This is a genomic window from Oricola cellulosilytica, assembly GCF_019966575.1.
Lineage (GTDB): Bacteria > Pseudomonadota > Alphaproteobacteria > Rhizobiales > Rhizobiaceae > Oricola > Oricola cellulosilytica.
Map to the genome: position 1 here is coordinate 420,332 of NZ_JAINFK010000002.1, position 23,877 is coordinate 444,208.

Genomic DNA, 23,877 nt, shown 5'->3' on the forward strand with positions numbered 1-23,877 from the left:
GCGCCACGTCCACGACATCGACGAGGTGCTCGTCGAATGCAACTGGCTGGCGCACTACGCGCGGGAAAAGACCGCCGACCCTCCCCCTTGAGGAGAGGGATACCCCGCCGCCACGAATCCGCCCAAATCGAAGCGCCCGCTTGATCGCGCGGCGCCGTTCGGGCTTGCCGCACCAACACGTGTGGAGGAAAATCGATGAAGAAGATCATTGCTCTGGCCGCAGCGCTTGCATTCGCGACGCCAGCCCTCGCCGCGCAGTGCCCGGGCGACATGGCCGCGATCGACGCCGCGCTCGGAACCGCCAGCCTCACCGACGAACAGATGGCCGAAGTGAATGAACTGCGCGCGCTCGGCGAAGAGCAGCACGCGGCCGGAAGTCACGCGGACTCGGTCGAGACACTGGCGAAAGCCAGGGCTATTCTGGGTATCTGACCGGTCGTGCCGCCCGGCGCCGTCCGGCTATCGGGTGACGGGCGGCTCGACCTCGCCATAGAGCGGCACGGTTGAGATCGACATCTTCGCCGAACCCTCCTGCACCTGGCGCGAATGCGACAGGTAGATCAGCGTGTTGTTCGAGCGGTCGTAGATGCGCTTGACCACCAGCTTCTTCCAGATCAGCGAACGGCCGCTCTTGAAAATCTCCTCGCCGTCCTCGTCGAGATCAATGTCGCCGATCTCGATCGGCCCGGTCTGGCGGCAGGCGATGGAGGAATTGGACGGATCCTCGAACCAGTTGCCCTTCTGCAGACGGTCGATCAGGCCGCGATCGAAATAGGCGACGTGGCAGGTCACGCCCTTCACCTCGGGGTCGGCGACGGCCTCGATCTTGATGTCGTTGCCGAGCCAGTCGACCCCGACCTCGCCCACCTCCTCGGCGGCGACACTCGCCGGGGCGGCGAGCATCGTTACTCCAAGAATGGCGGCGGCAGTTTTGCGAAGGGCGTGGTGCATGGCGGATCTCCTGCAGACGTAAGCGTTCAGCCTCATCTTGGTTCCCCGGCAGGAAAGCGCAAGGCGCGCAGCGGCGGCACCCGGCGCGGAACGCCGTTGTGAATGCGGACTCACCTGTTAGATAGACCCGAAACATGAGGACGGGACGCAGACATGAAAAAACGCATTCTCTTCACAGGCGGTTCCGGCAAGGCCGGGCGGCACGTCGTTCCCTACCTGCTCGACCGCGGACACCGTGTCGTCAATGTCGACCTGACGCCGCTTGACCACCCGGATGTCGACAACCTGACAGCCGACATCACGGATTCCGGCCAGATGTTCAACGTGATGACGTCCTACGCCAACTTCGACGAGTTGGAGCCCGGGACCGGCGTTCCCGCATTCGACGCCGTGGTGCATTTCGCCGCCGTGCCGCGCATCCTCATCCATCCCGACAACGAGACGTTCCGCGTCAACACGATGGGCACCTACAACGTCATCGAGGCGGCGGTGAAGCTCGGCATCCGCAAGATCGTGATCGCGTCGTCGGAGACGACCTACGGCATCTGCTTCGCCGATGGGCGGGCTGACCCGAGATCCCTGCCCCTGGAGGAGGACTACGACATCGACCCGATGGACAGTTACGGGCTGTCGAAGGTCGTCAACGAGAAGACCGCGCGCGCTTTCGCGCGGCGCTCCGGGTTCGACATCTATGCGCTAAGGATCGGCAACGTGGTCGAGCCGCACGAGTATGCGGAGAATTTCCCGACGTACTTCGCCAATCCCGAAATGCGGCGGCGCAATGCGTTCTGCTATATCGACGCCCGCGATCTCGGCCAGATCGTCGACCTGTGTATCAAGGAGGACGGCCTCGGCTTTCAGGTCTTCAACGCCGGAAACGATACCAACGGGATGAACATTCCGACGGAGGAACTCGCAGCACGCTTTTTTCCGGGCGTGCCGGTCACCCGCGAGATGGGCGAGAACGAAGCGCTGTTCTCGAACAGGAAGATCAGGGACGTGCTCGGTTTCACTGAGCAGCACGATTGGCGGAAATACGTGTAGGGCTGACAATCGCTGCGCAACGGCGGCAGCCACGGCAAGATATGCCAATGGACAGTTCTCGCGACTTGACCAATCAATAGCCTTCGGAACGCCGAATTTCCGAATTATCTGCACTGGCATCGACCGATCCGCGGCCATTGGGGCTTCGCGGCGAGAAGGAAGGGTATCCGTTTGGCGCAGGCAGCATTCGATCAGAGCACACAGCCGCAATATGGCGGGAGCGAGAGCGAGTTTCGCCTCGACCTGGCGCTACGTGCCGCTCAAATCGGCATCTGGGATTGGGACCTCCGCACGGATCGAATGGAGTACACCCCGCGCGCCCGGGAAATATTCGGGTTTGGCGATAACGAGGAGATAACCCTCGACCGCGTTCGGGGCACCACCCATCCTGATGACGCAACCCGGACGAGAGCGCTGGCTCGCCGGTCGCTCGACCCGGCGATCAGAGAGCGTTCGCCTTATGAATACCGGATCAGACGCGCCAACACCGGGGAAGTCCGCTGGGTCCTCGCCTTCGGCGAGCCGATTTTCGCCGAGGAGAACGGAATTTCGAAGGCGGTCCGCTATGTTGGAACCGTCCAGGACATCACAGACCGCAAGGCAGCCGAACACGCCTTGCGGGAAAGCGAGACGCGTCTCCGCCTTGCCATCGACGCCTCGAAAATGGCGGTATGGGAAGTTGATCTCGCCACCGACGAAGTCAGCAAGTCAAAGAACCTGAACCGGATCTTCGGCTTTCCCGAAGAATATACACCGACTCTCGACGAACTTCGTATGCGATATGCGCCCGGGGAACGCGAACGCGTTCAAAAGGCCGGTCGCGCCGCGATGGACAACGGCATGGCGGAGTTCGAGATCGAATACGAATGCGTGCGTCTGGACGGACAAAGGCGCTGGCTTCTGCTACGTGCAGAAATCATTCGAAAGCCCGACGGCACACCCACACGTGTCATCGGCGTTCTTGCCGATATCGACGACAAAAAACGGACAGCCGAGCAGCAGAAACTCATACTTGGCGAGCTTAACCACCGCATGAAGAACACGCTTGCTGTGGTCCAGTCAGTGGTCTCCCAGACCTTCCGCGACGAAAAAGTCGATCCGGACATCCTTCGCAAGTGCCGCGAGCGCATTCATGCGTTGGCAAGCGCGAACGATGTTCTCGTGCACGGAAACTGGTCGCATTCCGACCTCGGCATGCTGGTTGCCAAGATCATCGAACCGTTCCACGACCGGAACTCGGACGCATTCAAGCTAGACGGTCCCGACCTGCAGCTTCCGTCAGCCATGAACGTACCGCTTGCAATGACCCTGCACGAGCTGAGCACCAATGCGGTGAAGTATGGCGCGCTATCGCGCGACGGCGGCCAAGTGGAAATTACCTGGCGGGGGGGCCACGACGGCGCCATCACCATCGACTGGCGCGAGCGCGGCGGCCCGAAAGTCAGGCCGCCGGCGAAAACCGGATTCGGAAGCCGGTTGCTCGAGAAAGGACTCTCGAGTCAGCTTGGTCGCATCGACCTGGATTACCGGCCCGATGGGCTGCTTTGCAGCATTCAACTTTCAACGCTGGAGAACGGTGCAACGACCGACCTCTCGGCGCATCACATGTTCGGATAAACAGGTCCTTCACCGCCCTGCGGTACCGTCCACCTGATGTTCTGGTTCGGGTCCTTGATGTCACACGTCTTGCAGTGAACACAGTTTTGCGCGTTGATCTGGAAACGGACATTGTCGTCCGGCTTGCGTTCGGCGTCGGCCGGCACGGAGTTTCCGTCCGAATCCAGCCACTCATAGACGCCGGCGGGGCAGTAACGCGCCGACAATCCGGCAAATTCCGCATATTCGGACGTCTTCTGCAGGGCCTCGTCTTTCACCTTCAGATGGACCGGCTGGTTTTCCTCATGGTTCGTGTTCGACAGAAACACCGATGAAAGCCTGTCGAAGGTGAGCTTGCCGTCAGGCTTGGGATAGGAAATCGGCTTGAATTTTTTCGCCTTACCGGTCGCTGCATAGTCCGGCTTGCCGTGTTTCAGGGTGCCAAGCGGCGACCAGCCTCCCGTGATCTGGTTAATCCACATATCGATGCCACCGATGGCCACTCCAAGCGCGGTTCCAAAACGCGACCAGAGCGGTTTGACGTTGCGCACCCGCTTGAGATCCTTGCCAATCTCTCCGTCGCGCCACTCGTTCTCATAAGCATCGAGCGCGTTATCTTTCGACCTTCCGGCGGCGAGTGCCTCCGCCGTCTTCTCCGCTGCCAGAATTCCGGACAACATTGCGTTGTGCGAACCCTTGATGCGCGGGACATTGAGAAATCCGGCGGAGCATCCGATCAGCGCGCCGCCTGGGAAGGAAACCTTCGGCACCGACTGCCAGCCACCCTCGGTGATGGCGCGCGCGCCATAGGCCAGTCGCTTGCCGCCCTCGAACGTGCCGCGAACCGACGGATGGGTCTTGAAGCGCTGAAATTCCTCGAACGGATACAGATACGGATTCTCGTAGTTCAGGTGCACCACGAATCCGACGGCAACCTGGTTGTCCTCGAGGTGATACAGAAACGATCCGCCGCCGGTCTTCATGTCGAGCGGCCAACCGAAAGAGTGCTGCACGAGCCCGGGCTTATGGTGTTCCGGCTTGACCTCCCAGAGTTCCTTGATGCCCAGTCCGAATTTCGGAGCGTCGCTATTCGCATCGAGACCGAACTTCGCGATTAGATCTTTGGCTAGCGAACCGCGAACGCCCTCCCCGATCAGCGTGTACTTGCCGTGCAGTTCCATGCCCCGGGCAAACATTGGCCCCGGCGTACCGTCCCTTTCGATGCCCATGTCGCCCGTGGCGACCCCCTTCACCGAGCCATTCTCGTCGTAGATAATCTCCGCGGCGGCGAAACCGGGGTAAATTTCGACGCCCAGCCCCTCGGCGCGCGCGGCCAGCCAACGACAGACATTGCCAAGCGATACGATGTAGTTGCCGTGATTGTTCATTAGGGGAGGCATCAGGAAGTTCGGCAAGCGAATCGATCCTCCCGGACCGAAAAGCATGAACCGGTCCTCGGTGACGGCCGTCTTGAACGGGTGATCAGCGTCGTCGCGCCAGTCGGGAATGAGCTTATCGACCCCGACCGGATCGATAACCGCGCCGGAGAGGATGTGAGCGCCGACCTCTGCGCCCTTTTCGAGGACAACGACGGAAATTTCGGGGTTGATCTGCTTCAACCGGATCGCAGACGCCAAGCCAGCCGGGCCTGCCCCAACAATCACCACGTCGAACTCCATGCTTTCGCGCGGTTCGTTCATCGGATTACCGGCACCGTTCCCGTCACTCATTCATACCTCCGTTGCGGCCGACTGTTTCCCTTAGGCCGCTTGATATCTCCAATTCGCGCCGACCATAATCCACGCCCTGCTCTTCGCAAGGATATTGTGCCGCGCGTTTCGCCGCACGTTATCGACCCTGTCCTGAATGCCAGACCTGCGCGCTGTCATAACAAGCCGATTCGCGCTAGAATTTTTTATGGCGACTCATCTCGTCCGCATGGCTGTTGCGACCGCGCTGATATGCCTTCTTGCCGGCCGGGCGCGCACAGAAAGCGACATTGCTCCGGACAAGACCTTCAGCCGGCCCGCTCCCTATATGTTCTCTGACGAGTTGGGGGGATTTTCCATCGTTGCCGTCTCCGGCGTCGGGACCCGCTCCGACCCGGTCCTCGTCTCGAAAATTGTGCGGACCCACACTTCGGCTACGATGATCATCCGCGCTACGCGCCCAATCAATGCGTTCGGCCAGACCGGCTACTTCTCCACCGGCACCGTCCACATCGTCCTCGATATCATGAACGATACGGGCGTCCCTTGGATCGGTTTCGAACTTGAATTGCAGGAAGAGTACGAGCAGCCGAGCGTCTACGGAGATGGCCTTTCATTCGATCAACGTAGGCAGGAAGAAATGCGCGTGTTCTCGAGCGCGTTCGCGCATGTCCGCCGGGATTTCGAGCCGTTCGACCGACTTCTTTTCGAGCAAGGCGCACTCGATCACCGCGCCCGCGCCCGGTTTCGCTTTCTGGTCACCGACCTGACGCCGACATCCGTCTTCTATATCAAGTTCGATCCGCGCATTCCGGCCTCGTGACACCGTCGCGCTTGATGGTTTGGCCATCCTCTGCGAAAGGATGAAGATGAAGAACACCACCGGTCCGTCACGGGGCGAGCTGGAGAACCTGCTGCGCTTCTATGCGGAAAGCGGGCTCGACTTCCCGCTGGCCGATGAACCGGTAGACCGTTTCACGCCTGTCGAGCCCCCGGCTCGTGAGGCCGCACAAGCGGACCCCGGGGAAAAAGCGGCGCAAACGGCTCATGACGCGCGATCGGGCGGAGACCTTCAGCCGACCCTGACGCGGCTTCCGGCGATTCCGGACGCGGAAGCGAGTGCCCTCGCCGAAAAAGCGGCGGCCGGCGCTGAAACGCTCGATGAACTGCGCGGGGCGGTCGAGGCATTCGAAGGCTGCAATCTGAAAATGACCGCGCGTTCGACGGTTTTCGAGGGAGGAATGCGCGGAGCGCGCCTGATGATGATTTCGGACGCACCTGGCCGAGACGACGATACCAATGGCGAAGCCATCACTGGCCCCGAGGGGGCGCTGTTTGACCGCATGCTCGCCGCAATAGGACTCACACGGGACGATTGCTATCTTGGTTTCGCGGTCCCGTGGCGCGTGCCCGGCAACGGCGCGCCGTCGCCGCTTCAGGCGTCTATCTGCAAACCCTTCGCGGAACGTCAGATCGAACTCGCCAATCCTGAATTGGTCGTTCTGCTCGGGAATGGCGCGGCGCGAATATTTCTGGAGCGCACGGGCAACATCCTGCAGGTTCGCGGCAAATGGAAAATATTGAGAACCCGGAACGGTTTCGAGGCCCCCGTGATCGCGACACTTCAGCCGCGCTACCTGCTGGAACAACCCGCCCAAAAGCGCTTTGCCTGGGCTGACCTGCAGATGATCCGAGACAGGCTGGCAGAAACCGGGAGCGGCGTCTGACGGCGCATTTGCGGCATAAATGGTCGCCCGCTTTCGATGCGTCGACCGCATATCCGCGTTACGCCTTAGCCCACTCGAAACGAGCCGTCCGGGAGTTTGCACGTGGTTCAACTCGTTCTTCCCGTCCTGGGTCTCCTCGCGTCTACGTTCCTGCTGCTGGCCGGCAACGGTCTCTCCGGAGTCCTGCTCCCCATTCGCGCCGCTATCGAGGGTTGGAGTCCGTTCGTCATCGGCTGGATCGGATTCGGCTACGCGCTCTGCTTCAGCGCTGGCTGTCTCGTTGTGCCTCGACTGGTGCTCCGGGTCGGCCATGTCCGTGTCTATGCCGTGCTGGCGTCGCTTCTGGCGATTTCCGCTTTGCTGCACGGGCTTTTCGTGAACCCCTATGCGTGGATGGTCTTCCGCGGTCTCGCCGGATTTTCGCTGGCCGGAACCTACATGATCGTCGAGAGCTGGCTGAACGAGAAGACAAGCAACGAGGCGCGCGGCCAGATGTTTTCGATCTACATGGTCTGCAACATGGTCGGCCTCATGTCCGGACAGTTCTTGCTGATAACCAGCGATCCGGGGGGCACGGCTCTCTTCATGATTGCGGCGCTCCTGTTCGCCAGCGCCGTTATTCCAACCGGGCTCTCCAACGCGTCTTCACCTAAGCCTCTGACTGAGGTCTCGCTGGACCTGCCGAAACTTTTCACCAACTCTCCCCTGGCGTTTGTCGGTGTGGCGGTGACAGGATTCACGTTCGGGGCCTACGCGTTCCAGATGCCAGTCTACCTTCAAATGACAGGCATGACGGAAGCACAGATCGCAACGCTGATGGCCGTTGCCATGGTCGGCGGGATGGTATTCCAGTATCCACTCGGGCGTCTCTCCGACCGTATGGACCGGCGCTACGTGATCCTCGCAACGGCCTCGGCGGGAGTGCTCCTTTCCATCCTGTTTGCGGCCGCCGGGGCAACGCTTGCGGTCATTCTCGGCCTGATGTTCCTTTTCGGCGGCGTGCTCATGCCGCTATATTCGCTGGTGACCGCCTACGCTAACGACCACGCCTCTCCGGATGAATTCGTCGAAGTCTCATCCGGCCTGCTGGTGGTCTACGGGGCCGGATCAATGGCTGGCCCGGTCGTGGCGGGCACGGTCATGAGCACCATCGGCGCCAGCGGTTTCTTCGTCACAACCATGCTCTGCTATCTGGCGTTCAGCCTCTACACTGTCTGGCGCATGACGCGGCGTGTGGCAGTTCCGCAGGAGGAAATGACGGACTTCACCTATGCCCCACCCTATGCCCCCTCGCAGACGCCGGAATCGCTCCAGCTCGACCCGCGCGCGGATGACTGAGGCTTATCCCTGCGGCGTGATCGCTCGGCGCGAAGCCGCGCGTTCGAGGCCGAGGCGATGTTCGCGGATGATGATGAAGATTCCGGACGCCGTAACGATCGCGGAGCCTGTCAACGTGGCCCAACCCGGAACCTCCGCGAATACGAAATAGCCGATGGTGATGCCGAGAATGACGGACGTGTACTCGAACGGAGCTATCGTCGACGTATCGGCGTAGCGATAGCTTTGGGTCAGCAGGATCTGGCCAAGTCCGCCACAAAAGCCTGACAATACCAACGCGATCGTCTGGACCCGGTCCAGTGCCTGCCAGCCGAACGGGACTGTTGCGAGCGCGAGCAGGGAGGCCGTGACCGAGAAGTAGAGCACGATGGTCGGAGTGCGTTCGGTGTCCAGCAGACGCCGCACCAGGACCATGGCAAGGCCCGCGATGCACGCCGACGCAAATGTCGCGGCGACGCCGAGCGCCTCGCTTCCGCCAAAATCGCCACCACCGCGAAACAACTGCAGCTTGGGCCATGAAATCACCAGCACCCCCAACAGGCCGACGATAACGGCGCCCCAGCGATAACGGCGCACCACTTCGCCCAGGAGCACCGCACCCAATATGACGGTCACGAGCGGCCTTGCATATCCGATGGCGATCGCGTCTGGCAGCGGCAGCCGGGTGAGACCATAGAAACCGAGCGTCATCGCGGTAACGCCGACCATGCCCCTCATGACATGCCCCATCGGTCGATCCGTCTTCCACGCGCCGAGGAACTGCCTTGTGGCGAGCAGATAGGCGCATATCGGCAGCATGGCGAAAAAGGAGCGGAAGAAAACGATCTGCCCCGCCGGCAACTGGCCGGCATATTTGATTGCTGTCGCCATTCCCATGAAGGCACAGACCGACCCGACTTTCAGGCCTATGCCGAGAAGAGGATTTTTTTCCGAGGCTTCGAGAAGACTGGTGGATGACATCGCCGCCCGTGCGTAGCGCTGTTGCGCGCGTATGGATAGTGTCAGTTATTGCGGTTCAAGGAGCGGTGCCCGTCTGTCGCGCCAACCGACCTGTGCCTCCAGCTGCGCAGCGAGCGAAAAGAGCGTCTCCTCGTCACCCATGCGGCCGACCGCCTGAATGCCGAGAGGCAGTCCCTCCCCCGTGACATGGACCGGCAGCGCGATCGCCGGCTGACCTGTGACGTTCTGGATGGCCGGCCAGTGAGTGAACCACAGGCTCTGATCGATGAGCTTGTCGATGAGCGGCGAAAGGCGAAGCGCCGGCGTCAGGTGGAGTGCATCGAGCAACTGCTCGCTGAGCAGATCAAGCCCGCGCGGATCGAGACCGCCGCACGGCAGGGGCGGATGTGCGATCACCGGCATCAGCACGGCATCGAAGGCCGCCGTCTGCGTAAGAATTCCATGGGTCACTTCCTGCATGCGCAGGACCGAGGCGGAGAATTCGCCGCCCCCGGTCAACTCGCCATATCTGCGCAGGACTCGCGCAATTCGTCCCAGTGTTCCGGCTCCGCGAAGACGAACACCCTCCATCCGCATTTGCCCGGCAAACGAAACGGCGACGATCCGCGCGAAATCGGCGAAGAAATCGCGTGTGACCGGCAGATCGATTTCCTCGACGCGGTGCCCTGCCTCTCTTGCGAGATCGGCAGCCCTCTCCAATGCCGTTTGCGTCTCGTCGGACACGGCAAGACCGAGGGGCGAAGTGCCGTAGATGCCGATGCGAAGCCCTTTCGGACGCCTGTGTGCGGCCTCGGAAAATGTTCCAGCCGGCTGGCTGGCCTGATACGGGGAGTAAGGGTCGGGAGCGCTGGCGAGGTCAAGGATAGCGGCCGAGTCGCGCACGGAACGGGTGACGACATGCTGTGCTAACAGGCCGAACCAGCCCTCGAGAAAATCCGGTGTGAAGGGTACGCGCCCACGGCTCGGCTTCATCCCGACCAGACCGCAACACGCAGCCGGCACCCGGATCGAGCCGCCACCGTCGGAAGCGTGCGCGACCGGCACGACCCCCGCCGCCACGAGCGCCGCGGACCCGCCGGAAGAACCGCCGGTTACGTGGCCGGTATTCCACGGGTTCCGGGTAACTCCGAAACGTTCTGTCTCGGTCACCAGTCGCAGACCGAATTCGGACGTTGTCGAGGTCGCGAGCGGGACGAATCCGGCCGCCCGGAACCGCTCTACCAGCGTCGAATCCTCAGTTGAAATGTTCGGTCTGACGCGGCTGCCCCAATGGATCGGCACACCGTTGATAGAAATTCCGAGATCCTTGATCGCCATCGGCACACCAGCGAAGGGTGCCGCCCGATGCACCTTCTTCGCGGCAGCGCGAGCGCTGTCGTAAAGATGCTCCGCAATGGCATTGATGTAAGGATTGACCGCCTCGGCGCGGGCGATTGCCGCTTCCATCACTTCGGCTGGCGAAACATCACCTTTCCTGATGTGCGCTGCCAGGCCCGTCGCGTCGCTGGCCCAGACAATATTTTCCACGTCTCCCAACCTTACCCCCTCTTAGACGAAAGGCTGCGACAAAATGGTCTGCCAGAACAAGCCTCGAGTAAATTACTGATTAACAATTTTCCTAAATTCTTGCGTACATGCGATGACCCGGCAATTGCGCATTCCTTTGGTGCGCAGGGGGCATGATGCCCACCCCCTATTCTCCCTGTACGGATGGTGCGCGGAGTAACTTCTCTTGATAGTGTGGAGCAAGCATCATGGAACAGACGCCAGCCAAGATCAAAGCAGCCGGCGAGGATATCGACGGCAGACTTTCGTTCTTGGGATTGGATCAGAAGAGCCGGAAAAAACTTTCCAGCCTTCGGCCGCTCATCGAAAAAGAGCTCCCCAGCGCGCTCGATAAATTCTACGGCCTCGTGAAAAAGACGCCCGAGACCAACAGGTTCTTTCGCGACGATGAACACATGGCCGGCGCCAAAAATGCGCAGCTCGGACACTGGGCCGCGATTGCAAGCGGGAAGTTCGATGAAGATTACGCTGATAGAGTTCGGAAAATCGGAAAAGTTCATGCTCGCGTTGGACTGGAACCTCGATGGTATATCGGCGGGTACGGCGTCATAATCGAACATCTCGTCAAGGCAGCGGCCACTTCATATTGGCCAAAGACCGGTTTCTTCACAAAGGGAAATCCGGGCCCGGAAGAGTTTTCCGAGGCGCTGTCGATTCTTCTTAAGGCGATAATGCTCGACATGGATCTTTCTATCTCGGTCTATATCGACGAAGCCGAAGCGGCCAGACAGCGGATAAGTGAAGACGCGCTGAAGGCGCAAAAAGATATTGTCGAGAGCTTTGGGAAGGCGATCCGTCACCTGGCCGAGAAAGATCTGACCTACCGTTTGGCCGACGACATGCCCGAAGCCTATGACGGGCTGCGAATGGACTTCAACGAGGCGCTTGCCGCTCTCGCCGAGACGATCCGGAACATCGGCGACTCGGCCGAGCAGATTTTGAGCGGCTCAGAGGAAATCAGGTCTGCCGCCGATGACATGGCGAGGCGTGCCGAACGGCAGGCCGCGTCGGTCGAGGAAACCGCCGCGGCCGTAGAGCAGATCACGGCGACCGTAAAATCCTCCTCGGAACGCGCCGAAGAGTCGGGCAAACTCGTGCGACGCACCAGGGCTAATGCGGAACAGTCCGGCGAAGTTGTTCGCAGGGCGGTGGAAGCCATGGACCGCATCAACAAATCCTCCGATGAAATCGCCAAGATCATCACCGTCATCGATGACATAGCGTTTCAGACCAACTTGCTGGCTCTCAATGCGGGCGTAGAAGCAGCGCGCGCGGGCGAGGCCGGCAAGGGCTTTGCCGTGGTCGCGCAGGAGGTGCGGGAACTGGCACAGCGGTCGGCCGGAGCTGCAAAGGAAATCAAGGACCTGATCACATCTTCCGGTGAAGAAGTGAAAAGCGGCGTCTCGCTTGTCAATGAGACCGGCGAAGCCCTCGAGTCGATTGTCATGGAAGTGTCGGAGATCGACCAGAACGTTTCGTCGATCGTCGAGGCCGCGCGTGAACAGTCTGGCGGCCTCGCGGGGATAAACAGCTCGGTTTCCTCAATCGACGAGGGCACGCAACAGAACGCGGCAATGGCGGAGCAACTGACCGCGAGCAGCCACTCGCTCAGCGATGAGGTAAGGACGATCAATGAAATGCTGCGCCAATTTGTTGCCGGGTCCCAAGGCTCGGCTTCGCCAGCCGCCGTCGCGCACGTATCCGGGAAAGGGACTGACAGCGCCTCGGCTCGCGACGCCGCCTAGAACACCTAGCCAGTGTCGCACGGGGAGTACGGCATTGGCTGCGGAGGAATGGACATTTCTGATCGCCGCATTTTGGCAGACTATGAACCAGGCGAGGCTCAGCGCTTCGGCAATCGGCCTCCTCAGGATTCCGTCCGCTAGACTAGCTGCAGTGTTATCGCTGCCACGACCATGTAGCGGGTAGTCTTTGCGATCGCGACGAGCGCCAAAAAACTGGGGAGCGGCTCGCGCAGGACCCCGGCGATCACCGTCAAGGGATCGCCGATCACAGGCATCCAGCTTAGCAGAAGCGACCACCGCCCGAACCGGTGATACCATTGTGATGCGCGTTCCATCTGGGCCGGACTTGCCGGAAACCACCGCCGGTGGCGGAACTGTTCAACGCCGCGCCCCAACAGCCAGTTCACCACCGATCCCGCTGTATTCGCGATGCTGGCGATTGCGACCAGCCAGAATACCGGGTAGGCACCCGTGCCGATCAGCCCGGCGAGGCCCAACTCCGAAAGTCCGGGCAACACCGTGGCGGCCGCGAAAGCGCTTCCGAAAAGGGCCAGATAGACGCCTAGGTCGGTCAACGGCCCGCTCAGGCTGAATTGGCCACCAGGGTGCGGCCGCCACTGAAGAGTTCGTCCGCGGTCACTGAGGTCCCGATGTGCTCCCCCTGGCCGTGTACGCAGCCGGCCGCCGTGAGCATCGCCATCTGCATTTCTCCCTCGATACCATCCGCGGTGGCTTCGATACCCAAGTCCTTGGCCAGACCGGCGATTGCGCACATAATCGAGGAAGATTGCGGATCCTCGTCAAGGCGTTGCGCCAGACACGCATCAATCTTCACGCCGTCGAACGGGAAGCGACACAGATTATTGAACGCGGCGTCGCCCGTGCCAAAGCCGCGCAAGATGATCCGCACTCCCAGTTTCCTGAGGGCATGCAGTTCGTCGAACGAAGCTGCATCGTCGCGCGTCAGAACCTGGCCACAAATGGCGAGTTCCAGCCGCCGGCCTTCGAACCGGTATCTCTCCAAGGCGGATCTGACCTGTTTCAGCAAGTCACCCTGCCCAAGCTGCCGCATTGAAACGTTGATGCATAGCGCCTTGTCCCATTCCCATGCGCAAGCGTCCGAGATTGCCCTCTCGATGATCATGCCGCCCAGTTCCGTCGTCGCGCCAATCTCCTCTGCGGCGCGAACAATTTCGGCGGGCGTCAGGTCGCTATACGTGGAGTCTCTCCAACGAACCGAAACTTCCGCGCCCGAGAAGCTGCGATCGCGCAGTTTCATGATCGGTCGATAGACGAGGTCGAGAGCTTTCTGCTCAATTGCCGCCCGCATCGCCGCAGCTCTTTCGCGGCGACGTGCCATTTCCTCAGCAATGGCCGTGTCGAAGAACCGATAATCGCTGCGGCCGTTTTGTTTCACCTTGTACAAGGCGCTGTCCGCTTGGGCCAGAAGCGTTTCGGCATCGCAATCCGTCGGAGAAGCAATTGTAATACCGATGCTCGCGCCGATCTCGGTGGTATGCCCGTTAATCTTAAACGGACGTGAAATGTCGCGAACGATCCTGCCGGCTATCTTCGCAAGGTTGTCCTTCGAAATGTTGCGATCGCGGAAGATGACGGCGAACTCGTCACCGCCAAGCCGGGCAACGAGATCGGAGGGCCGGACGCAAAACCGAAGACGCTCGGCGACCTGGACCAGCAGCGCATCGCCCACTGGATGCCCGAGCAAGTCATTGACCTGCTTGAACCTGTCCAGATCGAGCAGCATCAGCGCCATTTGCTGGCGGCCCGACCGCACGTTCTCAATGGTGCGCTCGATCTCAAGGTTGAAGAGGGAGCGGTTCGCGAGCCCGGTCAAGGTGTCGTGCAGGGCAGCATGCTGGATGCGCTCGGCCGCCTCCACCTGCGCCGTTATGTCGGCATGAGTCCCGACCCAACCGCCGCCCGGCATGGGGGCATGTACAGACGAAACGATACGCCCGGATCTCAGTCGCAGTTGGGAAACCTGCGTTTCCCCATCGCGCATCTTCTGGATCAAACCGCTGACCATCTCGTCGACGTCGCCCTCGAAATCTCCGCGCTCCTTCTCGGACTCGATGACGCGATGGAATGAGACCCCCTTCTCGATTTCACCGTCGGGCTTCTCGAAGATATCGATGTACTGTCGGTTCCAGACCGTCAGCCGGGCATTGCTGTCGAAGACGCTAACCCCTTGAGTCATATTGGAAAGCGTCACGTCCAGTTCTTCATAATGGAGGCGTGCAAGCCGCTCGGATTCCCGGAGTCGAAGCTCGGATTCCTTCCGTTCCGAAATATCCTGAAATGCGCCGACGAGACCTGTCAGTTGTCCGCCATCATATACCGGCGCCCCGACCGCGCGCACCCAGGTGTGGCGTCCCGTCGCCGTAATGAACGGCAATTCGACGTCCCACCCCCTGCCGGACTCTGTACCCTTTTCCACAGCAGTCTGAATGATCGGTCGGGCTTCCGGCGCGTAGAATTCGATGGCCGTATCAAGCTGCGGTTCATAATCCGCTGGAACCTCATGGAGCCTCTTCGTCTGGTCGGTCCATGTCAGCTTGTTATCGGGAAATTCGAGTTCCCATCCGCCCACGCCGGACACGCGGGTCACCTGCTCTAACAGCTTCCATTGACGCCGGATTTGCGCGTCGCGGATCTCCGCTGCTTCGGCCAGTTCCCTGGTGCGCCTGCTGCTGTCATGCGCGCGGATCAGTCCCTCCACGGCGGTCGCCAGCCGCTTGAGTTGGGAGCGCTCATAGGCGGTGGTCATCCGCGGTTCGCTGTCGATAACGCACAGCGTGCCGAGAACATGTTCACCGTCGACCGAGATTGGGCATCCTGCATAAAAGCGAATGTGCGGTTCGCCGGTCACAAGCGGATTATCAAGGAAGCGCGGATCCTTTCGCGCATCTTCGACGACAAGGATATCCTTTCCCATCAGAGCATGGGCGCAAAACGCGACACCCCGCGAAGTGCCGTCCGCGGCCAAACCGCACTTGGCCTTGAACCACTGCTCGTCCTCGCCGACGAGCGAGATCAGTGCTACCGGACAATCGAATACCCCTGCGGCCAGCTCGACGATGGCGTTAAATTCCGGCGTACGCTCCGATCGGAAGATTCTGAGTTCACGCAGGGCATTCAGTCGCGCCTGTTCATTGAACGGTAGAGGATAATTCACCTTACTCTCCATCATGCCATGCCTTGCCTCGGCGTGCCAAAATGGCTCCAGGCGTTTCCACCCGGTACAGGAACAGTCGACCTTTAATAAAACACTGGAATTTATGGTTAAGGGTCAGTGAACGAGCGCCAAAGTTCGCGCCGAATGGGGCGGCCGCGCCGCCTTACGTACGGCAGAACTGGGTAAACTTCCTTATCGCCCCTAGGGAAGGCGTGTGCTTCAGGCTGGTGACCAGCTATGGCTAAAATTTGGGGTGTTTTTCTGTATATTTTGTTCACGAATACGTTATCGGGCGGGCGGGCCGCTCTCCAATCGGCGGGCGCTAGCGGCGTGCCAAAAATGCGGTACTGCCCATCCTGCAGGCGTGCCGACAGAATACCCCTCACTCCCTTGCTCGCCGGATCGCCTCCCACACGGCGGCCGGGGTCGCTGGCATGTTGATATGGGTCACCCCATAGGCGCGGTACAGCGCGTCTGTGACTGCGTTCATCGCGGCCGGAGCAGCTCCAATCGTGCCGGCCTCCCCGGCACCCTTGATGCCCAGCGCATTGGTGATTGAGGGAACGTTGCGCGTTTCGAAAGAGAAGTTCGGTACATCGCCGGCGCGTGGCAGAGCGTAGTCCATGAAGCTGGCCGTGAGCAGTTGTCCGGTTTCATCATAGACAGTTTGCTCCAGCAGCGCCTGTCCGATGCCCTGCACAACACCCCCATGAACCTGACCCGCCAGAAGCATCGGGTTCACGGTCATGCCGAAATCATCGACAATCGTGTACCGGACTACTTCGGCGATGCCCGTGGCCGGATCGATCTCGACCTCGCAGATATGCGTTCCGTTCGGATATGTGGCCTCGTCCTGCTTGAACTCCGCCTCTGCCTTGAGGTCAGCCGGGTCGGTTGCCGCTTTGGCGATGTCGGCAAGCGAGATCGCCTTGTCTGTCCCGGCGACAACGGCTTGTCCGCCGGAGAGTTCAATATCGTCTGGAGAGGCTTCCAGCTCTTCGGACGCGATCTTGCGGATCTTGGTCGCCAGCGCCTCGCCGGCGCGATACGCCGATACACCACCGAGCGGAATGGAACGCGACCCGCCCGTTCCGCCACCTTTCGCGATGCGGTCGGTGTCGCCCTGAATGACTTCGACCGCGTTAATATCGAGACCGATCGTCTCGGCGACGAACTGCGCGTAGGCCGTCGCATGACCCTGACCGTTCGACTGCGTGCCGATATCCACCGTTACCGTTCCGTCATCCTGAAGAGCGACGAATGCGGGCTCCGAACCGGCAAAGGCGCAAGCCTCGATATACGAGGCCATTCCTATGCCCCGGACCCTTCCGCGGGCCTTCGAGGTTTCGAGGCGCGCCGGGAACCCTGCCCAGTCGGCGTTTTCCATGGCGCGGTCCATGTGGCCGGCGAACTCGCCGACATCGTAGAGTCGCCCGCCCGGGGTGCGATACGGCATTTGGTCCGGCCGGATGAAATTCCGCCGGCGTATCTCGTCCGGGGCAAGCTGCATGTCCCGCGCGCACGCGTCGACCAAGGTCTCGATCAGGAACGCCGCTTCGGGGCGTCCGGCGCCCCGATAAGCGTCGACCGGGCATGTGTGCGTGAATACGCCGGTGAGGGTAAAATCGAGCGCCGGAATATCGTAGACGCCGGTCGACATCGTCACGCCGAACCACGGAATGGCGACGCCGAACTGGTGCGTATAGGCGCCCATTGCTGCCGTCAGATCGATCCTCAATCCCAGGAACCGGCCCTCGCCATCCATCGCCATTTCCGCGTGAACGACATTGTCGCGCCCATGCGCATCGGTCAGAAAGTGCTCCGTTCGATCACCGACCCACCGAACGGGCCGCCCCAGCCGCTTCGCGGCTTCCAGCACGAGCGGGTATTCGCGGTATACGAACCCCTTCGGTCCAAAACCGCCGCCCACATCCGGCGTGATGACGCGCAGTTCCGCGTCGTCGCCGAGAATGCGGCTGACGATGTCGCGGGTGCCGTGAACCCCCTGCGAACCGACCGTCAGCGTGTAACGGTTTCTTTCCCCGTCCCAATCACCGATGGCGGCACGCGTCTCCATGTAATTGGAAACGAGGCGGTTCTGGACAAAATCGATAACCGTGACATGGTGGGCGTTCTTGAACGCCTCGGCCGTCGCGTCAGCATCGCCAAGGGTGTTGACATAGGCCCGGTTGCTGTCAGCGTCCGGCCACACGGGCGGCGCGCCGTCGGCAAGCGCCTCCCCGGTGTCGATGACAGCCTCGGCGCCTTCGAAACTGATCTCCAGCAGTTCGGCGGCATCGCGGGCCTGTTCAACGGTTTCCGCGACGACGAAAGCGATCGCATCGCCAACATAACGGACCTTGTCGCGACAAAGCACGGGAATGTTGCGATACGGCGCCTTTATGCCGTCCGGCCCCTTTCGCATGCCCATTGCCGGGAGATCGCTCATATGGGCCACGTCCTCCGCGGTCAGGATCAGTTTCACGCCGGAGGCGGCGAGCGCTTCGTCGAGCGAGTCGATCACGAACGAGCCGCTCGCCATGGGCGAACGGACGACAACTGCATGGAGCATGTTCTCCTTCGCGATGTCCCCGGTGTAGCAGCCGGCGCCTCGGACGAAGGCGTCATCCTCCTTTCTCCGAAGCGGCGATCCGACGAGCGATTTCGACCCGAAACGGGGTGGAGCGACATTCATCTTGATTTCATTCCCTTGATCCGTCATGCCGACCCGAAAGCAAATGCAGGCGTGGGCCATCAAGTTTGCGAACATATGCGACGCTGTCCGATTGTCGAGCGGATAGATGCGGTCGCGACTTTCCCTCATTAGCAGCCATACATTCGGTATGGCGCCGCGACGAAGCAGGATCGACTTATGCGCACCGAAACCGGCCCCGTCATTCGCCTCGAGGACTACCGGCCCAGCGATTACCTCATCGATACAACCGGGCTGCATTTCACGCTGCATCCAACCGCGTCCAAGGTTCGCGCGGTTCTTGCGGTGCGACGCCGCGAGGGTGTCGCCAGTGGGGCGCCGCTGGTGCTTTCCGGCGACGATCTGGCGCTCGACGCGCTGCGCGTCGACGGTGAAGCATGGCCGGACGAGCACCACACCGCCACGCCGGATGCCCTGACGATCCGGAATCTGCCGGACGCCCGGACGTTCGTTATCGAGATCGAGACCATCCTCGATCCGTCGGCCAACAAGCAACTGATGGGTCTGTACCGGTCATCCGACACGTACTGCACACAATGCGAAGCCGAGGGTTTCCGGCGGATCACGTACTATCTCGACCGGCCCGATATCCTTTCGGTGTTCACGGTCCGCATGGAAGCGCGCGTGGAGGATGCGCCGCTGCTTCTGTCGAACGGCAACCGCATCGAATCTGGCTTGCTGGACAATGGTTGGCATTATGCCGTTTGGCACGACCCCTTCCCCAAACCTTCCTATCTGTTCGCACTGGTTGCCGGCAATCTGGGCGTGGTGAAAGACAGTTTCACGACGATGTCGGGCCGCCAGGTCGCACTCGAAATTTATGTCGAGCACGGCAAGGAGCCCCGCGCCGGCTACGCCATGGATGCGCTCAAGCGTTCAATGCGCTGGGACGAGGAGGTGTTCGGCCGTGAATACGATCTCGATATCTTCATGATCGTCGCCGTGTCCGACTTCAACATGGGTGCGATGGAGAATAAGGGACTTAACATATTCAACGATAAATATGTGCTGGCCGATGCGCGCACCGCGACCGACGCGGACTACGCCAATATCGAGGCGATCATCGCACATGAGTACTTTCACAATTGGACAGGAAACAGAATCACTTGCCGCGACTGGTTCCAGCTCTGCCTGAAGGAAGGCCTGACGGTCTTTCGCGACCACGAATTCTCCGCCGACCAGCGATCGCGGACGGTTAAGCGCATCAGCGAGGTGAAGCTCCTGAAGGCCCACCAGTTCCCAGAGGACGCAGGGCCGCTGGCGCATCCGGTACGACCGCGCCGCTATACCGAGATCAACAACTTCTACACGGCGACGGTCTACGAAAAGGGTTCGGAAGTCGTCCGGATGATCCGCACGATCCTCGGCGTCGAACAGTTCCGCAAGGGGCTCGATCTCTATTTCGAGCGTCATGACGGCGACGCCGCGACCATTGAGGATTTCCTGCGCGCCTTTGAGGATGCCAGCGGGATGGATCTTGGCCAGTTCTCGCTTTGGTACGAGCAGCCGGGCACACCGAACCTGATTGTCGCATCCGAGTATGATGCGCAGGCGCAGCGCTTCACCCTGAGAGTCGATCAGAAACTGAAGCCACCGGTGGAGGGTGCGCCCCACGCCCCGATGCACATCCCGGTCAAGTTCGGGCTAGTCGGCGAAGCCAGTGTCGACCTTACCTGGAGTGCGGTTTCGGGAGCCGATATCAGTGAGGATGTGATCCACCTCCGCGAGCCGCGCCACGAGATCGTCTTCTACGGCATCGCGGAACGGCCGGTAGCCTCCCTTCTCAGGGGGTTCTCCGCGCCTGTGACCGTCTTCCCGGAGCCCGATGACGACGCGCTTACATTCCTCGCGCGCAACGATCCCGACGAATACGCGCGCTGGCAGGCCCTTGCGTCGCTCGTGACCCGGCAGATCAAGAACGCGGTCGCCATCGGCATGCCGGTCTCCGGGCCAGTGCTCGGCCGGACTGCCTGCGAGGTTCTGATGGAGATCGCCGACGCCGACGGTTACGAACCGGCATACCGGGCGCTGTGCCTCACCCTGCCCGGCGAAAACGACGTTGCCCGCGAGATTGGCGATGACATCGACCCCGAGGTCGTCCACGCGATCCATCGTGCCGCCTCGCGGCAGTTGGGCGCGCATGGAGAAACACTATTCGCAAGGCTCTATCACGGCCTTGCTCCGAACAGTGCCTATTCGCCGGATGCCGAAAGCGCGGGGCGGCGTTCGCTGCGCAACATCGCACTGAGCTATCTGTGCCATGCGAGAGCAGAGATCGACTTGGCTGCGGAAGCCTTTGCGGCGGCCGACAACATGACCGATCGGGCCCATGCGTTGGGACTTCTGGCCCACCTGGCCCCCACGAACCAGGCAACCCTCGACGCCTTGGATTCCTTCCGCACCGAGTTTCGCGACGATCCCATCGTGATGGACAAGTGGCTGATGATCCAGGCAACCGCGCCCGGCGCGACAACCTTGGAAACCGTCAGGAAGCTGACCGCCGAGCCTGCCTTTTCATGGGACAACCCGAACCGCATCCGCTCGCTGATCGGAGCGTTTGCAACCGGAAATCCCACGGGTTTCAACCGCGCCGACGGCGAAGGCTATCGCTTCCTCTGCGAGGCGATCGCGCGCATCGACGCGAATAATCCGCAGGTCTCTGCGCGCCTGCTCACAGCGATGCGGTCATGGCGAAACCTTGAATCTGGCCGCCGCGAACAGGCCCGCGCCGCAATGGCCGCGCTCGCCGAGCGGAAAAACCTTTCCCGAGACCTGAAAGACATTCTGGAACGAACACTCGCCTGACGTGCGATCGGAGAGTTTCCGAGACTGCAGAATTTAGGGATGGACAGCCCGAATCACTTTTGATTCATTAATAGCGATTCGGGGGTGCGGTATCCGAATCATGTCTCGGAAAATAGTTACAATGGGGGCGTATCAGCCGGTGTCTTGAAAGGCGCTGCTTGCGCCGGGGGATAAATTTTGTCGATTGCGGGGATAGATCAACCCACACCAGTCATGACCGGGCACGCCCGGTTCCTTGCGGGCCCGACCTATGAGCGCCTGGAGGCTATCGAACCGATCCTCAAGCGGTCCATTCCCGTCCTGATCACGATCTTCCTGCTGGTCATCTTCGTCGCCCGCGCAATGGCGCTGATGAATGACCGTGCCAGCACGGCCCATAATGGCGAACTCTTCCTGTCGCTCATCTCCGGTGCAGCCAAGTCCGGCGTGGACACGGCTCGCCAGAACGGCTTTACGCCCATAAGAGGAAGAGATTTCGAGCAGATTCTATTCCGGGCGCTTCCGGAAGAAGCCACCTTTGCGGGCCGGTTCGTCGCCGTGACGGACGAGGACGGCACCATTGTCGCGACGCGCGGGGCACAGGGCGAACTTCGGGATGTCCACCTGCAGACGCAGCTTGTGGGGGCCCAACCGCTCTTCATGTTCGGCGAGGAAGCCGGCGTCCAGCGCGTTGCCCTCAATGGCGAGCCCTACTATGCCGCCTTCGCGAAAATCGGCGAGGGCAACGCCGTGGTGGCCGTACTGCAGTCCGACAGGAACATGTTCTCGTCGTGGCGGAAGCGCGTCTCTCTCAATGTGACGTTGTTCGTCGCCAGTTCTTCGATCCTCATCATCCTGCTCTATGCCTATTTCGGACAGGCGGCGCGCGCGACCGAAGCCGACGAGACGTATTGCGAAGCGCAGAAGCGCGTCGACCTCGCCCTGACGCGCGGCCATTGCGGGCTGTGGGACTGGGACCTCGCCCGGGGGCGGGTCTACTGGTCGCGGTCAATGTTCGACATGCTGGGGTACCCGCAGAGTGACGAGATCCTTTCCTTCGGCGACGTCAAGGCGCTGGTGCACCCCGAAGACATCGATCTTTTCGACTTGGCGCAACGCGCCGCCGCTCAGGAAATCGACCGCGTCGATCAGCTTTTCCGGATGCGCCACGCTGGCGGACATTACCGCTGGATGCGCATCCGCACCGAGCTGGTCGAGAAAGGCGCAACCGGCGTCCATCTCATTGGCATTGCCGTCGACGTGACGGAGCAACACCGCCTCGCCGCCGAGAACGCCATCGTCAACGAGAACCTGCGTGCGGCCATCGAGAACACCACGGAATCGTTCGCGCTGTGGGACGAGAACGACCGGCTCGTGCTCTGCAACACCAAGTTCCAGGAATATAACGGCGTTCCCGCCGAAGCGCTCAAGCCCGGAACCCCGCGCGAGGTCATCAGCGCGATGATGCGCCAGCCGGTTTCTGAAAAACGCATTGCGAGCGCCAAGAACCAGTTCAAGGCGCAAACGTTCGAGCGCCAGATTGCCGACGGAAGGTGGCTGCAGATCAACGAGCGGCGCACGAACAGCGGCGGAACGATCTCGATCGGAAGCGACATCACGCAGCTCAAGGTCCAGCAGGAACGCCTGATTGACGGTGAGCGGCGACTAATGGCGACGATCGACGACCTTTCGATCGCCCGCAAGATCTCGCAGCAAAAGGCCGGAGAACTGGAGGAATTGAACGCGAGGTTCCTGGAGGCGCGCGACAGGGCCGAGGCGGCCAACATGGCGAAGTCCGGTTTCCTCGCCAACATGTCGCACGAATTGCGCACCCCGCTGAATGCAATCATCGGTTTTTCCGAGATCCTGCAATCGGGGATGTTCGGCCCGCTTGGCTCGGACCGGTACATGGAATATGCGAGCGACATCCACGCCAGCGGCACATTCCTTCTCGGCGTCATCAACGACATCCTTGACATGTCGAAGATCGAGGCGGGGCGCATGACGCTGGAGCACGAAATGCTCGACCTGCGCCCGCTGATCGACGAGACCCTTCTCATGGTCGCGATACAGGCCGAGGAGAAGAACATTTCGGTTGAGCAGACGATTGACGAAACGATGCGCTTTTTCGCCGACCGTCGGTCGATCAAGCAGGTTCTGATCAACCTGCTTTCCAACGCCGTAAAATTCACCGACGAGGGCGGCAGCATCCGCATTCGCGCCAAGGGCCTATCCAGCGCGGTGCAGATATCCATCGAGGATACAGGATGCGGAATACCGGCGTCGGCCATCCGGCGCCTCGGACGTCCGTTCGAGCAGGTTCAGAACCAGATGACCAAAAACCACACCGGGTCAGGACTGGGGCTCGCGATCTCGAAATCGTTGACAGAACTGCATGGGGGTTCGTTGAAGATCCGCTCGAGGGCCGGGGCCGGCACTATCGTGTCCGTGCGCATTCCCTGCGGAACCGGCGACAATTGTGCCGAGGCACCGGAAGCAGACCCTTCCGGCCAGGCGCAGCAGCCGGACTTGCCGGCCACCGCCTGAA

16 protein-coding genes are annotated in these 23,877 nt (G+C 61.1%); 9 read left to right on the top strand and 7 right to left on the bottom strand.

Annotation, left to right across the window (positions count from 1 at the left end):
• The first annotated feature begins 195 nt into the window (after positions 1–195).
• Entirely contained in the window at positions 196–432 is a 237-nt protein-coding gene (locus LC298_RS06710; protein ID WP_131567900.1) for a hypothetical protein, read from the top strand.
• 27 nt (positions 433–459) lie between these two features.
• Here LC298_RS06710 and LC298_RS06715 read toward each other — a convergent pair whose 3' ends face one another.
• Positions 460–951 (bottom strand): CreA family protein, encoded by a 492-nt coding sequence (locus LC298_RS06715; RefSeq protein WP_131567898.1) that lies wholly within the window; start codon positions 949–951, stop codon positions 460–462.
• Positions 952–1,104: 153 nt separating this feature from the next.
• Between LC298_RS06715 and LC298_RS06720 the strand changes: the two genes are divergently transcribed.
• Both LC298_RS06720 and LC298_RS06725 read left to right on the top strand, forming a co-directional pair.
• Positions 1,105–1,995 (top strand): NAD-dependent epimerase/dehydratase family protein, encoded by an 891-nt coding sequence (locus LC298_RS06720; RefSeq protein WP_131567896.1) that lies wholly within the window; start codon positions 1,105–1,107, stop codon positions 1,993–1,995.
• A 171-nt stretch (positions 1,996–2,166) separates the two neighbouring features.
• The gene (locus LC298_RS06725; protein WP_131567895.1) at positions 2,167–3,612 is read left to right on the top strand and encodes a sensor histidine kinase; all 1,446 of its coding nucleotides are present in this window, start codon (positions 2,167–2,169) and stop codon (positions 3,610–3,612) included.
• On the opposite strand, the gene LC298_RS06730 is transcribed toward LC298_RS06725, so the two are convergent.
• Entirely contained in the window at positions 3,597–5,291 is a 1,695-nt protein-coding gene (locus LC298_RS06730) for an electron transfer flavoprotein-ubiquinone oxidoreductase (protein ID WP_131568781.1), read from the bottom strand. The two genes, LC298_RS06725 and LC298_RS06730, sit on opposite strands and share 16 nt — an antisense overlap.
• 217 nt (positions 5,292–5,508) lie before the next feature.
• On the opposite strand from LC298_RS06730, the gene LC298_RS06735 reads away from it, so the two are divergent.
• The 3 genes from LC298_RS06735 (at position 5,509) to LC298_RS06745 (ending at position 8,365) form a co-directional block, all read left to right on the top strand.
• A complete protein-coding gene (locus LC298_RS06735; protein WP_131567893.1) occupies positions 5,509–6,123 on the top strand; it encodes a hypothetical protein in 615 nt (204 codons plus the stop codon).
• A 46-nt stretch (positions 6,124–6,169) separates the two neighbouring features.
• The gene (locus LC298_RS06740; RefSeq protein ID WP_158284745.1) at positions 6,170–7,027 is read left to right on the top strand and encodes a uracil-DNA glycosylase; all 858 of its coding nucleotides are present in this window, start codon (positions 6,170–6,172) and stop codon (positions 7,025–7,027) included.
• A 102-nt stretch (positions 7,028–7,129) separates the two neighbouring features.
• Positions 7,130–8,365: an MFS transporter gene (locus LC298_RS06745; RefSeq protein ID WP_131567888.1), complete on the top strand. Its 1,236-nt coding sequence runs from the start codon at positions 7,130–7,132 to the stop codon at positions 8,363–8,365.
• Positions 8,366–8,368: 3 nt separating this feature from the next.
• Here LC298_RS06745 and LC298_RS06750 read toward each other — a convergent pair whose 3' ends face one another.
• Positions 8,369–9,325 carry a DMT family transporter gene (locus tag LC298_RS06750; RefSeq protein ID WP_131567887.1) on the bottom strand — a complete coding sequence of 319 codons (957 nt, stop codon included), beginning with the start codon at positions 9,323–9,325 and terminating at the stop codon, positions 8,369–8,371.
• 45 nt (positions 9,326–9,370) lie between these two features.
• The gene (locus tag LC298_RS06755; protein ID WP_223385570.1) at positions 9,371–10,852 is read right to left on the bottom strand and encodes an amidase; all 1,482 of its coding nucleotides are present in this window, start codon (positions 10,850–10,852) and stop codon (positions 9,371–9,373) included.
• Between the two features lie 227 nt (positions 10,853–11,079).
• Here LC298_RS06755 and LC298_RS06760 point away from each other — a divergent pair, with 227 nt between their 5' ends.
• A complete protein-coding gene (locus LC298_RS06760; protein WP_131567885.1) occupies positions 11,080–12,636 on the top strand; it encodes a globin-coupled sensor protein in 1,557 nt (518 codons plus the stop codon).
• 137 nt (positions 12,637–12,773) lie between these two features.
• Here LC298_RS06760 and LC298_RS06765 read toward each other — a convergent pair whose 3' ends face one another.
• From LC298_RS06765 to LC298_RS06775, 3 genes are all read right to left on the bottom strand, one after another.
• On the bottom strand, positions 12,774–13,211 hold the full coding sequence (locus LC298_RS06765; RefSeq protein WP_131567883.1) for a YqaA family protein: 438 nt from the start codon (positions 13,209–13,211) through the stop codon (positions 12,774–12,776).
• Positions 13,212–13,219: 8 nt separating this feature from the next.
• Positions 13,220–15,832, bottom strand: coding sequence for a sensor domain-containing phosphodiesterase (locus tag LC298_RS06770; protein WP_158284744.1), 2,613 nt, complete (start codon positions 15,830–15,832; stop codon positions 13,220–13,222).
• 382 nt (positions 15,833–16,214) lie between these two features.
• The gene (locus LC298_RS06775) at positions 16,215–18,527 is read right to left on the bottom strand and encodes a xanthine dehydrogenase family protein molybdopterin-binding subunit (RefSeq protein ID WP_131567878.1); all 2,313 of its coding nucleotides are present in this window, start codon (positions 18,525–18,527) and stop codon (positions 16,215–16,217) included.
• Between the two features lie 177 nt (positions 18,528–18,704).
• Between LC298_RS06775 and pepN the strand changes: the two genes are divergently transcribed.
• Complete coding sequence (gene pepN, locus LC298_RS06780) at positions 18,705–21,350, top strand: aminopeptidase N (RefSeq protein ID WP_131567876.1); 2,646 nt, start codon at positions 18,705–18,707, stop codon at positions 21,348–21,350.
• Between the two features lie 213 nt (positions 21,351–21,563).
• The gene (locus LC298_RS06785) at positions 21,564–23,876 is read left to right on the top strand and encodes a PAS domain-containing sensor histidine kinase (RefSeq protein ID WP_131567874.1); all 2,313 of its coding nucleotides are present in this window, start codon (positions 21,564–21,566) and stop codon (positions 23,874–23,876) included.
• The last annotated feature ends 1 nt before the right edge of the window (position 23,877 follow it).

Coding starts and splice junctions, on each gene's coding strand:
- LC298_RS06740 (WP_158284745.1), top strand. CDS start 6,170: ATGAAGAACACCACCGGTCCGTCACGGGGCGAGCTGGAGAACCTGCTG.
- LC298_RS06775 (WP_131567878.1), bottom strand. CDS start 18,527: ATGAATGTCGCTCCACCCCGTTTCGGGTCGAAATCGCTCGTCGGATCG.
- LC298_RS06730 (WP_131568781.1), bottom strand. CDS start 5,291: ATGAACGAACCGCGCGAAAGCATGGAGTTCGACGTGGTGATTGTTGGG.
- LC298_RS06750 (WP_131567887.1), bottom strand. CDS start 9,325: ATGTCATCCACCAGTCTTCTCGAAGCCTCGGAAAAAAATCCTCTTCTC.
- LC298_RS06735 (WP_131567893.1), top strand. CDS start 5,509: ATGGCGACTCATCTCGTCCGCATGGCTGTTGCGACCGCGCTGATATGC.
- LC298_RS06720 (WP_131567896.1), top strand. CDS start 1,105: ATGAAAAAACGCATTCTCTTCACAGGCGGTTCCGGCAAGGCCGGGCGG.
- LC298_RS06760 (WP_131567885.1), top strand. CDS start 11,080: ATGGAACAGACGCCAGCCAAGATCAAAGCAGCCGGCGAGGATATCGAC.
- pepN (WP_131567876.1), top strand. CDS start 18,705: ATGCGCACCGAAACCGGCCCCGTCATTCGCCTCGAGGACTACCGGCCC.
- LC298_RS06785 (WP_131567874.1), top strand. CDS start 21,564: ATGACCGGGCACGCCCGGTTCCTTGCGGGCCCGACCTATGAGCGCCTG.
- LC298_RS06710 (WP_131567900.1), top strand. CDS start 196: ATGAAGAAGATCATTGCTCTGGCCGCAGCGCTTGCATTCGCGACGCCA.
- LC298_RS06715 (WP_131567898.1), bottom strand. CDS start 951: ATGCACCACGCCCTTCGCAAAACTGCCGCCGCCATTCTTGGAGTAACG.